General features: G+C 62.6%; 20 protein-coding genes. 16 read left to right on the top strand and 4 right to left on the bottom strand.

Translation table 11 applies throughout. The features are described 5' to 3' along the window. Positions 1-258 precede the first annotated feature (258 nt). The 6 genes from sdhC (at position 259) to ACWUKX_RS13130 (ending at position 5152) form a co-directional block, all read left to right on the top strand. Positions 259-678, top strand: coding sequence for a succinate dehydrogenase, cytochrome b556 subunit (gene sdhC, locus ACWUKX_RS13155; protein ID WP_456007175.1), 420 nt, complete (start codon positions 259-261; stop codon positions 676-678). Between the two features lie 23 nt (positions 679-701). Further along, a complete protein-coding gene (gene sdhD / locus ACWUKX_RS13150; RefSeq protein WP_210335001.1) occupies positions 702-1076 on the top strand; it encodes a succinate dehydrogenase, hydrophobic membrane anchor protein in 375 nt (124 codons plus the stop codon). 5 nt (positions 1077-1081) lie between these two features. Then, entirely contained in the window at positions 1082-2920 is a 1839-nt protein-coding gene (sdhA, locus tag ACWUKX_RS13145) for a succinate dehydrogenase flavoprotein subunit (protein ID WP_456007173.1), read from the top strand. A gap of 306 nt (positions 2921-3226) precedes the next feature. After that, positions 3227-3685 (top strand): DUF3052 domain-containing protein, encoded by a 459-nt coding sequence (locus tag ACWUKX_RS13140; RefSeq protein WP_456007171.1) that lies wholly within the window; start codon positions 3227-3229, stop codon positions 3683-3685. Beyond that, entirely contained in the window at positions 3685-4464 is a 780-nt protein-coding gene (locus ACWUKX_RS13135; RefSeq protein WP_065007241.1) for a succinate dehydrogenase iron-sulfur subunit, read from the top strand. Before ACWUKX_RS13140 ends, ACWUKX_RS13135 begins: the two co-directional genes overlap by 1 nt. A gap of 46 nt (positions 4465-4510) precedes the next feature. Further along, entirely contained in the window at positions 4511-5152 is a 642-nt protein-coding gene (locus tag ACWUKX_RS13130; protein ID WP_456007169.1) for a YceH family protein, read from the top strand. A 45-nt stretch (positions 5153-5197) separates the two neighbouring features. Here the strand turns inward: ACWUKX_RS13130 and ACWUKX_RS13125 are convergent, their stop codons facing one another. Further along, entirely contained in the window at positions 5198-5623 is a 426-nt protein-coding gene (locus ACWUKX_RS13125; protein ID WP_456007166.1) for an OsmC family protein, read from the bottom strand. Between ACWUKX_RS13125 and ACWUKX_RS13120 the strand changes: the two genes are divergently transcribed. The 3 genes from ACWUKX_RS13120 to ACWUKX_RS13110 all read left to right on the top strand — a co-directional run bounded on the left by ACWUKX_RS13120 (position 5622) and on the right by ACWUKX_RS13110 (position 7029). Beyond that, positions 5622-6026, top strand: a complete 405-nt coding sequence (locus ACWUKX_RS13120) for a hypothetical protein (protein ID WP_456007164.1) — start codon at positions 5622-5624, stop codon at positions 6024-6026. The two genes, ACWUKX_RS13125 and ACWUKX_RS13120, sit on opposite strands and share 2 nt — an antisense overlap. 3 nt (positions 6027-6029) lie before the next feature. After that, on the top strand, positions 6030-6386 hold the full coding sequence (locus ACWUKX_RS13115; RefSeq protein WP_456007162.1) for a YciI family protein: 357 nt from the start codon (positions 6030-6032) through the stop codon (positions 6384-6386). Between the two features lie 115 nt (positions 6387-6501). Beyond that, on the top strand, positions 6502-7029 hold the full coding sequence (locus ACWUKX_RS13110) for a hypothetical protein (protein WP_456007327.1): 528 nt from the start codon (positions 6502-6504) through the stop codon (positions 7027-7029). A 45-nt stretch (positions 7030-7074) separates the two neighbouring features. Here the strand turns inward: ACWUKX_RS13110 and ACWUKX_RS13105 are convergent, their stop codons facing one another. Beyond that, positions 7075-8337 carry a ubiquinone biosynthesis hydroxylase gene (locus ACWUKX_RS13105; protein ID WP_456007160.1) on the bottom strand — a complete coding sequence of 421 codons (1263 nt, stop codon included), beginning with the start codon at positions 8335-8337 and terminating at the stop codon, positions 7075-7077. 95 nt (positions 8338-8432) lie between these two features. Between ACWUKX_RS13105 and tesB the strand changes: the two genes are divergently transcribed. The 6 genes from tesB (at position 8433) to ACWUKX_RS13075 (ending at position 16297) form a co-directional block, all read left to right on the top strand. Then, positions 8433-9308 (top strand): acyl-CoA thioesterase II, encoded by an 876-nt coding sequence (gene tesB / locus ACWUKX_RS13100; protein WP_029349314.1) that lies wholly within the window; start codon positions 8433-8435, stop codon positions 9306-9308. Positions 9309-9526: 218 nt separating this feature from the next. Next, complete coding sequence (locus tag ACWUKX_RS13095) at positions 9527-9865, top strand: P-II family nitrogen regulator (RefSeq protein WP_023800571.1); 339 nt, start codon at positions 9527-9529, stop codon at positions 9863-9865. A 31-nt stretch (positions 9866-9896) separates the two neighbouring features. Then, positions 9897-11324 (top strand): ammonium transporter, encoded by a 1428-nt coding sequence (locus ACWUKX_RS13090; protein WP_456007158.1) that lies wholly within the window; start codon positions 9897-9899, stop codon positions 11322-11324. Between the two features lie 274 nt (positions 11325-11598). After that, positions 11599-14253, top strand: coding sequence for a DNA translocase FtsK 4TM domain-containing protein (locus tag ACWUKX_RS13085; protein ID WP_456007156.1), 2655 nt, complete (start codon positions 11599-11601; stop codon positions 14251-14253). 167 nt (positions 14254-14420) lie between these two features. Then, positions 14421-15104, top strand: a complete 684-nt coding sequence (locus tag ACWUKX_RS13080; RefSeq protein WP_455840863.1) for an outer-membrane lipoprotein carrier protein LolA — start codon at positions 14421-14423, stop codon at positions 15102-15104. Between the two features lie 386 nt (positions 15105-15490). Further along, the gene (locus ACWUKX_RS13075; RefSeq protein WP_065007232.1) at positions 15491-16297 is read left to right on the top strand and encodes an exodeoxyribonuclease III; all 807 of its coding nucleotides are present in this window, start codon (positions 15491-15493) and stop codon (positions 16295-16297) included. A gap of 209 nt (positions 16298-16506) precedes the next feature. Here ACWUKX_RS13075 and ACWUKX_RS13070 read toward each other — a convergent pair whose 3' ends face one another. After that, a complete protein-coding gene (locus ACWUKX_RS13070; RefSeq protein WP_456007154.1) occupies positions 16507-16962 on the bottom strand; it encodes a cyclic nucleotide-binding domain-containing protein in 456 nt (151 codons plus the stop codon). A gap of 231 nt (positions 16963-17193) precedes the next feature. Further along, complete coding sequence (locus ACWUKX_RS13065; protein ID WP_029349304.1) at positions 17194-17877, bottom strand: response regulator transcription factor; 684 nt, start codon at positions 17875-17877, stop codon at positions 17194-17196. A gap of 84 nt (positions 17878-17961) precedes the next feature. Between ACWUKX_RS13065 and ACWUKX_RS13060 the strand changes: the two genes are divergently transcribed. Continuing rightward, the gene (locus ACWUKX_RS13060) at positions 17962-18558 is read left to right on the top strand and encodes a L,D-transpeptidase family protein (protein WP_456007152.1); all 597 of its coding nucleotides are present in this window, start codon (positions 17962-17964) and stop codon (positions 18556-18558) included. Positions 18559-18586 lie beyond the last annotated feature (28 nt).

Raw genomic sequence — 18586 nt, 5'->3', positions numbered from 1 at the left:
GAATCTCAACACACCCTGGACTGCTTGGTCGGGCAGATATGCCGCACTGCAGCGAACATTGCGCCGGCTTTGGCTCGCGCCCTAATCGATTGAAGCGAAACACCGCCCTTTTGTCAGACTAAATTACGTTTTCGAAACGATTTTCCGGCTTTGACGCGGTGCAAAAAGCGCATTAGAAACCGGCTGTCCGAAGTCGCAACCGGAAGCGGTAACGCCGCATTTCCCCTGGGGCTCCAGAGACGCCGAACTGGGGGAGCCATGAGCAAATCACCAGCCACCCGCGAATTTGCCAGACGTGAACGGCCGCTTTCGCCGCATCTGACCGTCTATAGACCGCCGATCACGATGACGATGTCGATCATCCATCGCATCACCGGTGGGGCGCTTTATTTCGGCACGCTGCTGGTCGCGCTGTGGCTGATGGCGGCGGCGAGCTCGCAATCCACCTTCGATGCCGTCAACTGGGCCTTCGGCTCGTGGCTGGGACGGCTGGTGCTGTTCTTCTATACCTGGGCGCTGATGCACCACATGCTGGGCGGCGTGCGCCATCTGATCTGGGATACCGGGGCCGGTCTTGAAAAGGACACGGCCTCCAGGATCGCCTGGGCGACGCTGGCCGGCTCGATCGTGCTGACGCTGCTGATCTGGATCGCCGGCTACGTGGCACGGGGAGCCTGATCGTGAGCCACCGCAACACCGACATGCGCACGCCGCTGGCGAAGGTCCGCGGCCTCGGCTCCGCCCGCGAGGGCACGGAGCATTTCTGGCGCCAGCGCCTGACGGCGATCGCCAACATCCCGCTGATCCTGTTCTTCGTCGGCTTCCTGATCGCGTTGAACGGCGCCGGCTATGCGGAAGTGCGCGCCGCACTTGCCAACCCGTTCGTTGCGCTGGTCCTGGCCCTGGTGCTCTTGTCCGGGCTCTACCATATGCGCCTCGGCATGCAGGCGATCATCGAGGACTATGTGCATGGCGAGGGCATGAGGCTGGCGCTGCTCGCACTCAACACATTCTTTCCCGTGGTGGTCGGCGTCGCCTCGATCTTCGCCCTGCTCAAACTGGCATTTGGAGGCTGAAAATTTTGGCCAAGGACGCGAAAAACGCCAACACGGCGTCCGCCTATAGCTACGTCGACCACAAGTTCGACGTGGTGGTCGTCGGCGCCGGCGGCGCCGGCCTGCGCGCCACGCTCGGCATGGCCGAACAGGGACTGCGCACCGCCTGCATCACCAAGGTTTTCCCGACGCGGTCGCATACGGTCGCCGCTCAAGGCGGCATCGCCGCCTCGCTGTCCAATATGGGCCCCGATTCCTGGCAGTGGCACATGTACGACACCGTCAAGGGGTCGGACTGGCTCGGCGATGTCGACGCCATGGAATATCTGGTGCGCGAAGCACCTGCCGCCGTCTACGAGCTTGAGCATTACGGCGTGCCGTTCTCGCGCACCGAAGAAGGCAAGATCTACCAGCGGCCGTTCGGCGGCCACATGATGAATTTCGGCGACGGCCCGCCGGTGCAGCGCACCTGTGCGGCGGCCGACCGCACCGGCCACGCCATCCTGCATACGCTCTACGGCCAGTCGCTGAAGAACAACGCCCAGTTCTTCATCGAGTATTTCGCGCTCGACCTGATCATGGAGCCGGACGGCACCTGCACCGGCGTCGTAGCCTGGAACCTCGACGACGGCACCATCCACCGCTTCTCGGCAAAAATGGTGGTGCTGGCGACAGGCGGTTATGGCCGCGCCTATTTCTCGGCGACCTCGGCGCACACCTGCACCGGCGACGGCGGCGGCATGGCAGCGCGGGCCGGGCTGCCGCTGCAGGACATGGAGTTCGTGCAGTTCCACCCGACCGGCATCTACGGCGCCGGCTGCCTGATCACCGAGGGCGCGCGCGGCGAGGGCGGCTATCTCGTCAACTCCGAAGGCGAGCGCTTCATGGAGCGCTACGCGCCGTCGGCCAAGGACCTTGCCTCGCGCGACGTGGTCTCGCGCTGCATGACACTGGAGATTCGCGAGGGACGCGGCGTCGGCAAGAACAAGGACCATATTTTTCTCCACCTCGACCACCTCGATCCGGCCGTTTTGCACGAGAGACTTCCGGGGATTTCGGAATCGGCAAAAATCTTTGCCGGCGTCGACCTGACCAAGGAGCCGATCCCGGTGCTGCCGACGGTCCACTACAATATGGGCGGCGTGCCGACCAATTACTGGGGCGAGGTGCTCAACCCCACCGCCTTGAACCCGGACCAGGTGTCGCCAGGGCTGATGGCGGTCGGCGAGGCTGGCTGCGCCTCGGTGCATGGCGCCAACCGGCTGGGCTCCAACTCGCTGATCGATCTGGTGGTGTTCGGCCGCGCTGCGGCGATCCGGGCAGGCCAGGTGATCGACCGCAACGCCGCGATCCCGTCGCCCAACGAAGCCTCGGTCGAGAAGATCATGGACCGCTTCGACCGGCTGCGTCACGCCGACGGGTCGACGCCGACGGCGGTTTTGCGTGAAAAGATGCAGAAGGCAATGCAGGACGATGCGGCGGTGTTCCGCACGCAGGAATCGCTGGAAAGCGGCTGCAAGCGCATTTCGCAGATCTGGGCCGAGCTCAAGGACGTAAAAGTGTTCGACCGCTCGATGATCTGGAACTCCGACCTGGTCGAGACGCTTGAGCTGGAAAATCTGATGGCCAACGCCATCACCACCGTCTACGGCGCCGAGGCGCGCAAGGAGAGCCGCGGCGCGCATGCGCGGGAAGATTTTTCGGCTCGTGATGATCTGGCCTGGCGCAAGCATACGCTGGCCCGGCTCAGCGAAGACGGCGAGGTGTCGCTCAGCTATCGGCCGGTACACACCGAGCCGCTGCTCAAGGAAGCGGACGGCGGCATCAACCCGGCCAAGATCGCGCCCAAGGCGAGGGTGTATTGACGATGAGACTGCTGGCGATCTTGATACTCTCCATTGCCGTCAGCGGGTGCGCGACGTCGGCCGATACCGTCTATATCTATAGTGACGTCTACAAGCACTCAAAGGCAGTGGACGATATTCCGGTTTGGAAGGACGCCTCCAGCGCGCAGTCGTCAAACAGGTTTTGGTTCGAGAAAGGCAATGGGCCAGTTAGGTGCGTGGTAGGAGACCGGAATTTGCCAGCCCGTGCCGCGAGAAAGCAAATTATAGGGAAAGCCGTGGAAGTGCGCGTATACGGCAGTTGCACGGGATTCGTAAATTCCCTCTATGTTCACGCGGAGAAATAGGGTGGCGTCGACGACAGCGGGATATTCCGGCACGCCCCTGCCGGCTAAGCTTGGCTTCAAGGACGGGATGACGGCGGCCTTCATCGCGCTGCCGGCGGAACTGGATGATCTCGCCGATGCCGTCAATTTTGCCCAGCTCGACCGGCTGGCCGAATGGTCTGCGATCTCGGGTATTCGCCACAAATATGATGCCGTCCATGCCTTCACCCGGCAGCGCGCCGAGATCGAGGATCGCCTGAGCGATGTCGAGATGGCCGTCAAGCGCGACGGCATGGTCTGGGTCTCCTGGCCGAAGAAGGCGTCGAAAGTGCCGACCGACGTCACCGAGGACGTTATCCGCGCCGAGGCGCTGAAGCTCGATCTTGTCGACGTGAAGGTCGCAGCCGTGAACGATATCTGGTCCGGGCTGAAGCTCGTCATCCGAAAGGACCTGAGGTAATGGTCGAACTCACGCTTCCGAAAAACTCGAAGATCAAGGCCGGGAAAACCTGGCCGAAACCGGAGGGCGCGACCAATCTGCGCGAGTACCGCATCTACCGCTGGTCGCCGGACGATGACGAGAACCCGCGCATGGATACCTATTTCGTCGACATGGACGATTGCGGGCCGATGGTGCTTGACGCGCTGCTCTACATCAAGAACAAGATCGACCCGACGCTGACGCTGCGCCGCTCCTGCCGCGAGGGCATCTGCGGCTCCTGCGCCATGAATATCGACGGCTCGAACACGCTCGCCTGCACCAAGGGCTGCGACGACATTTCCGGCGCGATCAAGGTCTATCCGCTGCCGCATATGCCGGTGGTCAAGGATCTGGTGCCCGATCTCACCAATTTCTACGCCCAGCACGCCTCGATCGAGCCATGGCTGAAGACGGTGTCGCCCGAGCCGGCCAAGGAATGGCTGCAGAGCCATGAGGACCGCGAAAAGCTCGACGGGCTTTATGAATGCATATTATGCGCCTGCTGCTCGACCTCTTGTCCGAGCTATTGGTGGAACGGCGACCGCTATCTTGGCCCGGCGACGCTGCTTCAGGCCTATCGCTGGCTGATCGATTCCCGGGACGAGGCCACGGGCGAACGGCTCGACAACCTCGAAGACCCGTTCCGGCTCTATCGCTGCCACACCATCATGAACTGCGCCCAGACCTGTCCCAAGGGGCTCAATCCGGCCAAGGCGATCGCCGAGATCAAGAAGATGATGGTGGAGAGAAGGGTGTAGCTTCGGCGGCGCATGTCGCGATCCAGCTAAAAAGGATAGCCGACCTATGACCGACACCGAACTGCCCATCCTTTCTCCCGTCGAAGCGCGCGTGCTCGGTTGCCTGATCGAAAAGAAGGAACTGACGCCCGATATTTACCCGCTGACGCTCAATGCGGCACTTGCCGCCGCCAACCAGAAGACGGCGCGCGAGCCGGTGATGTCGGTCGAGCTTGTTGAGGTAAGACGAGCGCTTGGCCAGCTTGAGCACAAGGGCTTGGTCAGGCAGGTCTTTGCTTCGCGCGTCGAGCGCTACGAGCATGTCGTCGCGCAGCGCTTTTCGCTGACCTCAGCGCAGATTGCGCTGCTTGGGCTGCTGTTGCTGCGCGGTCCGCAGACCGCCTATGAATTGCTGGCGCGGAGCGAGCGCATGGCGCGGTTGCCCTCCATCGACGAGCTTCGCAGCAATCTCGACCTGTTGATCGGCCGCAAGCCGCCGCTCGTTCAGCAGATCGATCGTGGACCCGGCCAGCGTGAGGACCGCTATGTGCATCTCTTGAGCGGGCCGGTGCAGACGCCGGTGGTGGCTGCACCGCCCCTGCAATCACCTTCGCCGGCCTCGGATCTCGAAGCACGCGTGCAAGCTCTCGAGGAAGAGGTCGGACAGCTGCGCGCACGCATCAACGCGCTGACCGGCGAGGGACAGTAGCGCCCCGCCGGTCCAGTGCGCTGCCGGTTCGCGAGGTTCGGCCGCTCAGCGGAGCTTGGCGTCGAGTGACACTTTTATCGCGCCGAGCGCCTTCGAGACCGGACACCCGGCCTTGGCCTGTTCAGCCAGCTCCTGGAATTTCGCGGCATCGATGCCTGGCACTTTGCCGACCAGTGTGAGCGCGCTGCCGGTGATGCCGGTGCCCGGAATCAGCGTCACCACGGCCTTGGCGTCGAGTTCGGTGGCGGGGGTGCCGTTCTCGGCCAGGACATGCGAAAGCTGCATGGCAAAGCAACCGGCATGCGCCGCTGCGATCAGTTCCTCCGGATTGGTGCCGGATTTGCCGCTCTCGTCCTCGAAGCGCATCTTGAACGAGTAAGGCGTGCCTTTCAGGGTCCCGCTCTGCGTGTCGAGCGTGCCCTTGCCCTCTTTCAGATTGCCTTTCCAGACGGCGTTTGCGGTGCGGTCCATGAATTCCTCCTTGATGCGGTGGCTCAGCCGTGATCGGCGTCTGATCGACTATAGCGCGCGCGGGCGCGAAGGCCACCCGTGCTTTCGCGCCAATGGCGAAGCAAAAAAATCCGCGTGCAAAATGTCGACTTCCATCTGCCTCGGCCGTCCTGCGGGCGGCCACGGGTTTCGTGGCCGGATGGAGGATCACATGAATGATTTGTTTTCTGCCCACTGGAGAGACACCGGCCGAAAGGCGGCTGAACAAGAAGCCGACTGGTTGCATCGGTCACCTTCCGGTTTCGGTCGACTGCTTGCGGCGGTCGCCATCATCGGGATTGCGGTTTCGCTTATCGATCATGCGGCGGTCAAAAGCCCGGCTGGGACCTCGGCTGCCAACGGTTCGTCCCAACAAGGAAGATGAGAGATGAAATATGTTTGCCTGGTCTACGGTGAGGAAAAGGAGCTTTATGCAATGAGCCCGGAGAGGTTGGCCAAGCTCGACGCCGACTCGCTGGCTTATGACAAATCGGTGGAGCAAAGCGGCCGGCTGATCATCGCGCAGGCGCTGCAATCGGTGAAGACCGCGAAAAGCGTGCGCCGGCGCAAGGGCAGGCGGCTGGTCACCGACGGCCCTTTCGCCGAGACCAAGGAGCAATTGCTCGGCTTCGTCATGATCGAGGCCGGGGATATCGACGAGGCGATGGAGATTGCCGGCGGCATCCCTCTGGCCGAAATCGGCACGATCGAGGTCAGGGCGATCTACAACGTGCCGGGGTCCTAGAGATTATTCTGTTTTGCGTCCGGCTGAATCAGTGTTTCTTCTGCGGGCGCAACTTTTGCGTGTTGAAGCGAGGCTGCACTTCTCCTATCGTCGCTGCGGTTTGGGGATCACGGGCATGCATATACTGATTGCTGCAATTGGGCTGTTGGGAGCGGCGGCGTTCTGGTGGTATCGGATGAAGGCCATGAACGATGCGGCGCGCGAGGTCGCGGACGTCGTCGGCCGTGTGCAAGGGAACATTCGCCGCAAGAGACTGCGCAAGCAGGCGGCGCTCTCACCGCTGACGGCGATCGACGATCCGGTCGTGGCGGCCGCGACGCTGATCACCGCCATCGTTTCCGAGAACGGCCCTGTCCTGCCGCAGCGCGAAGCCGCGATTCGGTTGGTGATTTCCGAAATTGCAGACGAGAAGAAGACGGATGAGGCCGTGGTCTACGCCAAATGGGCGGCGTCACAGATTGACGATGCCACTGTTGTCATCGACAAGCTGGCGCCGTTCCTGCGCGAACGTCTGGATGTGACTGAGCGAAACGATTTGCTGCAGATGGTGAACCGCGCGGCGCAGGCTGGCGAGCAACCTCTGAAGATATCCGACCAGCGGATACTGCGGCTGCGGCAGAAGCTGGGCTTCGAGGTCAATTGAACGAAATTGCCTGGCGCTCAATATTGGTTTGCTGCCCTTCCGGGCTCAGATCGCCTCGCCCTTGAGCAGCTTCGGCGTGTCGCCGGACAGACCGGACGCCTGGCGGATGAAGAAATCCTTCAGCCGCGGCATGCGTTCGACCAGGCCTAGGCCGATGTCGCGGACGGCGCGCAACGGGCTGATGTCGTTGGAAAACAGCCGGTTCAGGACATCGGTGGTGATGCCCATCTGCAGCGTGTCGAAACGCCGCCACTGCTGATAGCGTTCGAGCACGTCGAGCGCACCGATATCCTGGCCGAGCCGGTCGGCCTCGACCACCACTTCAGCCAGTGCCGCCACATCCTTGAAGCCGAGATTGAGGCCCTGGCCGGCGATCGGGTGGATGCCGTGGGCGGCGTCGCCGGCGAGCGCAATGCGCGGCGCGACGAAGGCGCGGGCAAGCGTCAGGCCGAGCGGCCAGGCGCGCGGCTTGTCGGCGACGCGGATTTCGCCGAGCTTCAGGCCAAACCGCTGTTCGAGCTCGTGCTCGAAGACGAGGTCGTCGCCGTCGACCAGTTTTTCGGCATCTTCCGACCGCTCGACCCAGACGATCGACGAGCGGTTGGTCCCGTCCTTGTCCGGCTTGAGCGGCAGCGTGGCAAAGGGGCCGGCTGGCAGAAAATGCTCTTCGGCGCGGCCATTGTGCGGCCGTTCATGCGCCACGGTGCAGACGATGCCGGACTGGCCGTACTGCCATTTCACCGTCCTGATGCCGGCCATGTCGCGCAGCTTCGAGTTCACGCCGTCGGCGGCGACCAGCAGCCGCGCCTTCAGCGTCGCGCCGTCGACAAGATGCACGGTGATGCCGGCGCCGTTCACGTCGAAGGCACTGACGGCGACGCCTTCGATGATGTCGATGCCTAGTTTTTCAGCGCGCCGGCGCAAGGCGCCGTTCAAATCCCGGTTGGCGACCATATGCGCAAAGGCTTCGCCGGGCGCGACCTCGCCATCGAAGGTCAGAAACACCGGGCGCACCGGATCGGAAGCGCGCGAATCGGTGACGATCATTTCGGTGATCGCCTGCGCTTCGGGCGCGATTTCGGCCCAGACGCCGAGCTGGTCGAGCATGCGGCAAGCGGCAGCGGCGATGGCCGAGGCGCGGCCGTCCTTTTGCCAGACGCCGGCGGGCGCGGCGTCGACGACAGCGACCGCCAGGCTCGGTCGCGCCTGTTTCAGCGATACTGCGGCGGCAAGCCCGACATAGCCGGCGCCGGCGACCAGAATGTCGAGCGCGGTTCGGTTTTTTCCATCCTCCTTGCGATCCACCATGGCAAATTCCTTTCCGGCCAAATTCCCTTCCGGCCTTGACTGCCCGCCATTCCTGTCGGAAACCGCCATAACACTTTGCGGTGAGGGCGCGAAACATGACGGCGGCCATGGACGAGCTTCTCGGCATTCTCGACCTCGAGCAGCTGGAACACAACCTGTACCGTGGTCGCAGCCCCAAACTTGACTGGCAGCGCGTCTTCGGCGGCCAGACCATTGCCCAGGCGCTGGTCGCCGCCCAGCGAACGGTGGAGCCCGAACGCCACGTACATTCGCTGCACGGCTATTTCATGCGGCCCGGCGACACCAAGGTGCCGATCATCTACCAGGTCGACCGCATCCGCGACGGCGGCTCCTTCACCACGCGCCGTGTCGTGGCTGTCCAGCACGGCCAGGCGATCTTTTCGCTGGAAGCCTCGTTCCAGCAGGATGAGGCCGGGCTCGAGCATCAGGTGCCGATGCCGCAGGACGTGCCGGCGCCCGACACATTGCTGTCGCAGCGCGAACTGATTGGCAAGTTCGGCGAGGCCGTGCCCGACGGCATCAGGCGCTACTGGGAGCGTGACCGGCCGATCGAGATGAAACCGGTGATGCTTGAGCATTACACCAGCCGGGAAAAGCTGGAGCCGAAGCAGAACATCTGGATCCGCACGACCGGCCCGGTTCCGGCCGATCGCGCCACGCAGGCGGCAGTGCTTGCCTATCTCTCCGACATGACGCTGCTCGATACCTCGACCTTTGCGCATGGCCGCGCCATTTTCGATAGCGACATCCAGGCGGCGAGCCTCGATCACGCCATGTGGTTCCACCGCAGCCATCCGCTCGACGACTGGATGCTCTACACGCAGGACAGCCCGTCGACGCAAGGGTCGCGGGGGTTCACTCGCGGGTCGCTGTTTGCCCGCGACGGCACGTTGATCGCCTCGGTTGCTCAGGAGGGCCTGATCAGGCTGAAGCGGCCGCCCGCCGAATAGGCATTTTTGCAAAATTGCCTATTTTTTAATCAACTGCGTTGTCGCGACTATGCACAGTCAGCCGACAAACCTTTCCCAATCCCTTATTTAACAACAGGTTAACACCCTGCTTCGGCAACTGGCACGGAGCTTGAATCCTAGCGGGCACTCTCCGGCTCTTTGGGGATCGGCGACGTCGTACAAACGCGGGGGACCGCAACAGCAAAGGGTGAAACCTTATGAAAATCGTGATGGCAATCATCAAGCCGTTCAAGCTCGACGAGGTGCGCGAAGCGCTCACCGCAGTCGGCATCCAGGGCCTGACCGTCACCGAAGTCAAAGGCTACGGGCGTCAGAAGGGACACACGGAAATCTATCGCGGGGCGGAATACGCGGTCAGCTTCCTGCCGAAGATCAAGATCGAAGTCGCGGTCGGCCTGGACATGGTCGACAAGGCCGTCGAAGCCATCACCGCGGCGGCCAAGACCGGTCAGATCGGCGACGGCAAGATCTTCGTTTTCGGCATCGACCAGGCGGTGCGCATTCGCACCGGCGAAACAGACACCGACGCGCTTTGAGCTGCGGACACGTATTCCAATGGAGAGTTCAATGAATATTCCTTCTACTTTGAAGTCGGCGGCGCGCACCGCGCTGCTGGGCTCGCTCGCTATCGTAGCACTGGGCACGGTCGCCGCATTCGCGCAGGAAGCGGCTCCGGCCGCACCGGCAGCGCCAGCGGCGCCGGCCTTCACCGTCGACAAGGGCGACACGACCTGGATGATGATTTCCACCATCCTGGTGCTGTTGATGACCATTCCCGGCCTTGCGCTTTTCTACGGCGGCCTGGTTCGCGCCAAAAATATGCTGTCGGTGCTGATGCAGGTCTTCACCATCACCAGCGTGGTCATGATCGTCTGGGTTCTCTACGGCTACAGCCTTGCCTTCACCCCCGGCAATGCCTTCGTCGGCGGCCTTTCCAAGATGTTTCTTGCCGGTGTCGACGTGACGACGGTGTCGGAAACCTTCACCAAGGGCGTCGCCATTCCTGAGCTGGTGTTCGTCATCTTCCAGATGAGCTTCGCCTGCATCACGCCCGCCCTGATCGTCGGCGCCTTCGCCGAACGCGTTAAGTTCTCCGCCGTGATCCTTTTCACCATCCTGTGGGTCACATTCGTCTACTTCCCGATCGCGCATATGGTCTGGTTCTGGGGTGGCCCGAGCGCTTACAGCGACCCGTCGGGGCTCATCTTCGGCTTCGGCGCCATCGACTTCGCCGGCGGCACGGTCGTTCACATCAATGCGGGCATCGCCGGCCTTGTCGGCGCGCTGATGATCGGCAAGCGGATCGGCTACAACAAGGACATTATGGCGCCGCACTCGATGACGCTGACCATGGTCGGCGCTTCGCTACTGTGGGTCGGCTGGTTCGGCTTCAACGCCGGTTCGAACCTCGAAGCCAACGCCTACGCGGTGCTGGCCATGGTCAACACCTTCGTCGCCACGGCGGCGGCGGCAGTGACCTGGATCGTGCTCGAAACGCTGCTGCGCGGCAAAGCGTCGATGCTTGGCGCGGTTTCGGGCGCGGTTACCGGCCTTGTCGCCGTCACACCCGCTGCCGGCTTTGCCGGTCCGATGGGCGCCATCGTGCTCGGCATCGTCGCCACCTGCGTCTGCTACTTCTTCGTCTCGGTCGTGAAGAACAAGTTCGGCTACGACGACAGCCTCGATGTCTTCGGCATCCACTGCGTCGGCGGCATCATCGGCGCGCTCGGCACCGGCATCCTGGTCAACCCCGCCCTCGGCGGCGCTGGCATCGTCGATTATTCGACAGCCGACTTCGCCGCCGGCTATGCCGGCACGGCGACCCAGCTGTGGTCGCAGTTCAAGGGTGTCCTGGTAACCGTCCTGTGGTCGGGCATCGGCAGCGCCATCCTCTACAAGATCGTCGATATGATCGTAGGCTTGCGTCCAACAGCCGATGCAGAGCGTGAAGGGCTCGACCTCACCGCGCATGGCGAAGCGGCCTATCACCCGTAAGCCTTGCACTCGTAAGTCTTGTCTGGGCGGCCTCGGCCGCCCTGCATCCTCCCATCCCGTCGTGACGCTCCTGCAAGGGCTCACGCATTGAGGCCCGGACCCGTTCCGGGCCTCTTTTTTGCGCGCAGATGGCCAGGCCAGATACTAGCCGCAAGATACTTCCCCCAACCCCTTATAGTTAATGCTGCCTTAACCTTCCCGCCGATAGTCTGGAACCCGAATCTGCCGAGCTGCGCGCACGCTATCGGCCAGGCAACGACAGACGGGGAAGAGCATGCGTTCAGGGGCTTCAGCACCGCTCGCGCTGGCCGATACGGGGTACGGCATTCGGGCGTTCGCGCGGCGTCAGGTCGGCCGGCTGGTCGGTGCCGGCCTGTTTGCGCTGGTCGCCTTCGGTATCGCCAGCCTCGCCACCTGGAACGTCGCCGACCCAAGCTTCTCCCACGCCACCGATAATATCGTCAGCAACGCCATGGGCTATGTGGGCGCTGTCTTCTCCGACCTTGCCATGCAGTTCTTCGGCCTTGCTGCCGTCGCGGCGCTGGTGCCGGCGGTGGTCTGGGGATTTCTGCTGTTTTCGGCGCGCGGCGTCGACAGGCTGCCGAAGCGCGGGCTCGCCTGGTTTGGCTACGCGGTGCTTGCCGCGGCCATCGCCGGCTGCGTGGTGCCCCCCAAGACCTGGCCGCTGCCGACCGGTCTCGGCGGCGTGTTCGGCGACATGGTGCTCAAGATTCCCGGCTTCGTCGTCGGCGGCTACCCGACCGGTCTCATCGCCAGCGTGCTCGCCGTGCTTCTCGCCGCGCCGGCACTGTGGCTGTTTGCCTACGGCTCGGCGCTGATTGCACGCCAGAACGGTTTCGCGGTCCTGGAGCAACCGGCTGCGCCCGATCCCCGGGACCAGGACGACCTGCTTTTCGACAATGACGAGGACGAGGGCGACGAGGGCATTCTGGCGCTTGGCGCGATCACGCACTGGTGGCTGTCGTTGCGCGCCTATCTCCGCCGCCGTGCCGCGCGCCGCCGGGAGCACGATGACTTCGAACCAGAGATGGAACCGCGCGCCAGCGCCTGGCGGCGCGCTGCCGAGCGGGTCGAATCGGCCGAATTTGCCGAATCGCGGATGAGTGCCGATGGCCGGGCCCGCGTCGAGCCGGAATTCTTCGCCGCCATGGTCAACGACCGCAGCGCCTCGCTCGATCCCGACGACGCCGATGTTTTTGACGATGACGACGACATGGATTTTGCGCCGGAGCCCGTGGGCCAGCGCAGCACTGCGCCCAATGCGAAGGTGCAGCCGTTCCGCTCCGACGCGGCCACCCGCGTCGCGGCGCCGGCGCCCCGGCCCGTTCCGGGCGCCCGTGTCCAGCGCGAAGCCCAGACCTCGCTGATCGGCTCCGAACAATTCGAAATGCCGTCACTGCATTTCCTGTCCGAGCCGAAGAATGTCGTGCGCGATGCCAGCCTGTCCAAGGACGCGCTGGAGCAGAATGCCCGCCTGCTCGAGGGCGTGCTGGAGGATTTCGGCGTCAAGGGCGAGATCATCCATGTCCGCCCGGGCCCCGTCGTCACGCTTTATGAGCTGGAGCCGGCGCCCGGCATCAAATCGTCGCGGGTCATCGGCCTGTCCGACGACATCGCCCGCTCGATGAGCGCGATCGCCTGCCGCGTCGCCGTGGTGCCGGGCCGCAACGCCATCGGCATTGAGCTGCCGAACGCCAAGCGCGAGACCGTCTATCTCAGGGAAATCATGGCCAGCCGCGATTTCGAGACCACCAAGGCCAAGCTGGCGCTGGCGCTCGGCAAGACCATCAATGGCGAGGCGGTCATCGTCGACATCGCCAAGATGCCGCACGTGCTGGTCGCCGGCACCACCGGTTCGGGCAAGTCGGTCGCCATCAACACTATGATCCTGTCACTGCTCTACCGGCTGACGCCGCAGGACTGCCGGCTAATCATGATCGACCCGAAAATGCTGGAGCTCTCTGTCTATGACGGCATCCCGCATCTTTTGACGCCTGTTGTCACCGATCCGAAGAAGGCGGTGGTGGCGCTGAAATGGACCGTGCGCGAGATGGAGGACCGCTACCGCAAAATGTCAAAGGTCGGCGTCCGCAACATCGACGGTTTCAACGCGCGGGTGCAGCAGGCGGAGAAGAAAGGCGAGAAAATCTCGCGCACCGTGCAGACCGGCTTCGACCGCCAGACCGGCGAAGCGATCTACGAGACCGAAAACCTCGATCTCGAGCCGATGCCCTACATCGTCGTCATCATCGACGAGATGGCCGATTTGATGATGGTCGCTGGCAAGGACATCGAAGGCGCGGTGCAGCGCCTTGCGCAGATGGCGCGCGCCGCCGGCATCCACGTCATCATGGCGACGCAGCGGCCGTCGGTCGACGTCATCACTGGCACGATCAAGGCCAACTTCCCGACCCGCATCTCCTTCCAGGTGACGTCGAAGATCGACAGCCGCACCATCCTGGGCGAGCAGGGCGCCGAACAGCTGCTTGGAATGGGCGACATGCTCTACATGGCCGGCGGCGGCCGCATCCAGCGCGTACACGGCCCCTTCGTTTCCGATGACGAGGTCGAGAAGATCGTCGCGCATCTGAAGCTGCAGGGCGTGCCGGAATATCTCGATGCGATTACCGAGGATGACGATGAGGACGAGGACGAGCCGTCGGGCAAGGGTGGCTCGGGTGGTGGCGGCGGCAATTTCGAGGATTCCGACGATCCCTACGACCAGGCCGTTGCGGTGGTGCTGCGCGACGGCAAGGCCTCGACCAGCTACATCCAGCGCCGGCTCGGCATCGGCTACAACCGTGCCGCCTCGATCATCGAGAAGATGGAGAAGGAAGGTATTGTCGGCCCGGCCAACCATGCCGGAAAACGCGAGATTCTGGTGCCGACGGAGGACGACAAGTTCTGATCCGACCGGCAAGAACCATGGGATTTGCCCGGCTGCAAGGTCGACGGCGGCAACTATGACCCTTCTGGCGCGTTTGCAACGACCAAGCGCTGTTAGACCGCCAAACTTAAGCCCAACTGGGGGGCCAAACACTGCGACAACAGATAAACCAGACGAGAGTGACCGGCATGAAAAACTCCTCTTTCGCCACGATTAGCGATTTTGCCCCGACCCGCCGCCAGCTGCTTGGCCTCGGCCTGGTCCTGGCAGGTGCTGCGGCCATCAACGTCGTGCCCGGGGTCCAGTTGCTGGCGTCGGCGCAAGCGGCGGTGCCACCCACCGCGCAGAAGATCGCCGACCATTTTTCCTCGGTCAAATCGATGACCGGCGAATTCGTGCAGTTCGGACCCAAGGGCGAGCAGACCGGCGGCAAGTTCTTTCTGGAACGGCCGGGCAAGATTCGCTTCAACTATGACGGGACGTCGAATTTCAGGGTGATTTCCGACGGCAAGTCGGTGGTCATCCTCAACAAGCGGCTGAAAACCTCCGATCTCTACCCACTGTCGAAAACGCCGCTCAAGCTGCTGCTCGACACCAAGATCGACCTCTCCGGCGGCCGCGTCAAAAGCGTCAAGGAAGAGAACGACGTCACCACCATTCAACTCGCCGACAAATCGGTGTTCGGCAGTTCGAAGATCACTATGATGTTCGATCCGAAAACCTACGAATTGCGCCAATGGACGATCACCGATGCGCAAGGCAAGGACACGACGGTGATGATCTTCAACGTCAGGGAAGGCGTGAGCTTCGCCCCCGACACCTTTGCCATCGACTATACGGCGAACCGCGAGCTGAACACCAAGTCGCGCTGAGGCATGGTGATGTTCAGATAATGCCGGCCTGCGAACGGTAGTTTCCTGCGTTTCGTCGTGGGAAGCCTTTCTGAACGTCAGCACTGCCCCTCATCTGGCTACCGCCATCTTCTCCCCGTAAACGGGGAGAAGGACGCTGTAATCGACGATTTCGCCATCCACCATGGTTGAAAGAAAGGCGCGCCGCGGCTGGAGCCGAGCGTCTTTCTCCGGGGGAGAAATGCCCGGCAGGGCAATGAGGGGCGGCGCGAGGGTCAATGATTGCGCCCGGCTTGTTTTTGCAGCGTATGGCTGGCAGTAGTTTCCGGAACTGCCTTGCCAAAAAATGCACCAGCCCGTCGGAGCTATCCAGGTTCCTGCGGTCCCGTGCCGTCCGGACCCTCCGTATGCCCTTTTCCATCGCCACCTGGAACATCAATTCCGTCCGCTTGCGCATGCCGATCGTCGAACGCCTGCTTGTCGAACAGGCACCGGACGTGCTCTGCCTGCAGGAAACCAAAGTTCCCGACGAACTGTTTCCCGAGAAGGCCTTTCGCAAGCTCGGCTACGAGCATATCGCCTTCCACGGCCAGAAGGGCTATCACGGGGTGGCGACGGTGGCGCGCCGGCCGATCGCGATTGTCGAAAAGCGCCGCTTCTGCGAGATCGAGGACTGCCGGCATCTGTCGGTCACCGTGCGGGCCGGCGGAAAGGCGATCCTGCTGCACAATTTCTACGTCCCGGCCGGCGGCGACGAGCCCGATCCGATCATCAACCGCAAGTTCAAGCACAAGCTCGATTTCGTCGCCGAAATGAACGCCATCCGCGCCGAGCATGACGAAGTGTCCGGTTCGATCCTGGTCGGCGACCTCAACATCGCACCGCTCGAGCACGATGTCTGGTCGCACAAGCAGCTCCTGAAGGTGGTCAGCCATACGCCGGTCGAGACGGAAAATTTCGAGGCGATGCGGCTCGCCGGCGACTGGGTCGACCTGATGCGGCTCAACGTGCCTTATGAGCAGAAGCTCTACACCTGGTGGAGCTATCGCGCGCAGGATTGGGAAGCGTCGGATCGCGGCCGGCGGCTCGACCATGTCTGGTCGTCGCCAAACCTGGTGCCGAGCTTTGCCGGCTACGAGATCCTGCGGCCGGCGCGCGGCTGGGAACGGCCGTCGGATCATGTGCCGGTCATAGCGCGGTTCGACCTGGATTAGGTGTATCGATATTCAGATGAGGCCGGCCTGCGAATGGTGGTTTCCTGCGCTTTCGGTGCTCACGTACCCAAAAGTACGCTCCGCTCCGGTTCTCGGATCCCACCAGTCTCGGCTCGGCCCGATCTGAATCTCGATACACCTCAGCCTTGCCGCCCTGATTCGATAGCTTTCACGGGTCATTGGTTGCGAGAGCGAGTTGAAACCCGGGTTCAGTTCTCGAAACGCGGCGCCAGCTCCTCGATGCGGCGCATCATTGCCAGAAAATCGTCGGAGATGCGCTGGTGCAGATGGACCGCGATATCCGGATATTCCTCCAGGATGCGGTGGAACATCTTGCGGCTGAGCCGCAGCACTTCCGAATCGATCTCGGCGGATGCGCTGGTCAGCCGGTTGGTGTCGGCGATCAGCGCCAGTTCGCTCAGCATCGTACCGGGACCGGCCGTGCCTATCGGGACGCGGGGTCCATCCTGCTCGCGATACAGCACGATGCGCCCGCTGACGACGATATAGGCACAATCGGCCTCGTCGTCCTCGCGGTAAAGCTTGTGGTCGGCCTGCAGCTTGGTGGTTTCCGCGCCAAAGGCGAGCAGACGCAACTGTTCCTCCGTGAAGCCCTCGAAGAGCCTCACGGCGGACAGGATGCGGATGTCGTCATCCAACGCCATCTAGCTAGGTCCCCGAACGGCCAGTCCAATCCCTCCCTTACAGCGCCGAGCATCCCTTTGAACGCGCAAAGGACGCGCTAAACGCTTTGAAATCGACGCACCGTGCTTTCGAAAAAAAGATTCCGATTTTTGGTCCGATGCGTCAGCGAGTTCGATCCAGAACCACCTCCAGTCTCAGGATCGTACCCGAAAGCGGCCCCTGCCCCGACCGCTGATTGAATGATTAAATGTTTAAGGAACCAGCTTGTAGCCGCCGCTTTCTGTCACAAGAATTTCTGCGTTAGAAGGATCGCGCTCGATCTTCTGGCGCAGCCGATAGACATGGGTTTCCAGCGTGTGCGTGGTGACGCCGGAATTGTAGCCCCAGACTTCCTCGAGCAGCACGTCGCGCGTCACCACCTTCTGGTCGGCGCGGTAGAGATACTTGATGATCGAGGCTTCTTTTTCGGTCAGCCGCACCTTGGCACCGCGCTGGTCAATCAGAAGCTTCTGGCTGGGCTTGAAAGTGTAGGGGCCGACCGAAAAGGTGGCGTCTTCGCTCTGCTCATGCTGGCGAAGCTGGGCACGGATGCGGGCCAGGAGAACCGCGAAGCGGAACGGCTTGGTCACATAGTCGTTGGCGCCGGCTTCGAGGCCGAGAATCGTGTCGGAATCGGTGTCGTGTCCCGTCAGCATGATGATGGGCGACTTATAGCCGCCCTTGCGCAGTATCTTCACTGCCTCGCGGCCATCCATATCGGGGAGGCCGACATCCATGATGAGCAGATCGATGAGGCCGCCGCGGGCCGTGGCGACACCTTTGGCGGCGGTTGATTCCTGCAGGACGTCGAATTCCTCATAGAGAGACAATTGCTCGACGAGCGTGCCGCGCAGGTCGTCATCGTCATCGACGATCAGAATGGTGCGTGAAGTCATGGATCAATCCGTTGTTTTGAAAAGAAAATTCAGTTGACCGCTGCCTGTTTATGCGGAAGCTGACCGACACAACAGCCGATCACAATGATTTGTTCCGTGGCACGATCATACAAGAAAAAACGCGCGCGCAATGAGGCGAGCGCATTTTTGCGAAAAGGGCTTCGTGTTCTCACCGTGCGCGCCAGGCCCGGCCACGCCAGCCAGGGGCTTCTGCAGGCTGGCAAGCTGGTGTTTTCATGTGCGCTGGGACGCGGCGGCATATCGGCCGGCAAGCGCGAAGGCGACGGCGCCACGCCGCTTGGTTCGATGCGGATCCTGTCGGGATACTTTCGTAACGATCATTTTTCCGGAGGCCGCAAAACCCGGCTGGCGATGGCGCCGATCGGTCCAGATCTCGGCTGGTGCGAAGTGCCTGATGACCGCAACTACAACCGTCCGGTCAGGATTCCCTATGGCGCCAGCCACGAGCGGATGCTGCGCACCGACCGGCTCTATGATGCCTGCCTCGTGCTCGACTGGAACATTTCGCCGCGTCGCCGCGGGCGCGGCAGCGCCATCTTCTTTCATCTGGCGCGCCCCGGCTTCACGCCGACGCAAGGCTGCGTCGCGGTGACGGCGCGCACGATGGCACGGCTGCTGCCGCTGCTGTCGGATCGCACGGTGATGAAGGTGGTGAGGTAGGGGAATAGGGGAATAGGGGAATAGGGGA

This window comes from Mesorhizobium sp. f-mel (genome assembly GCF_053850215.1).
The sequence above is the reverse complement of the archived record's forward strand: the minus strand, read 5'-3'. Positions and strand labels throughout refer to the sequence as shown.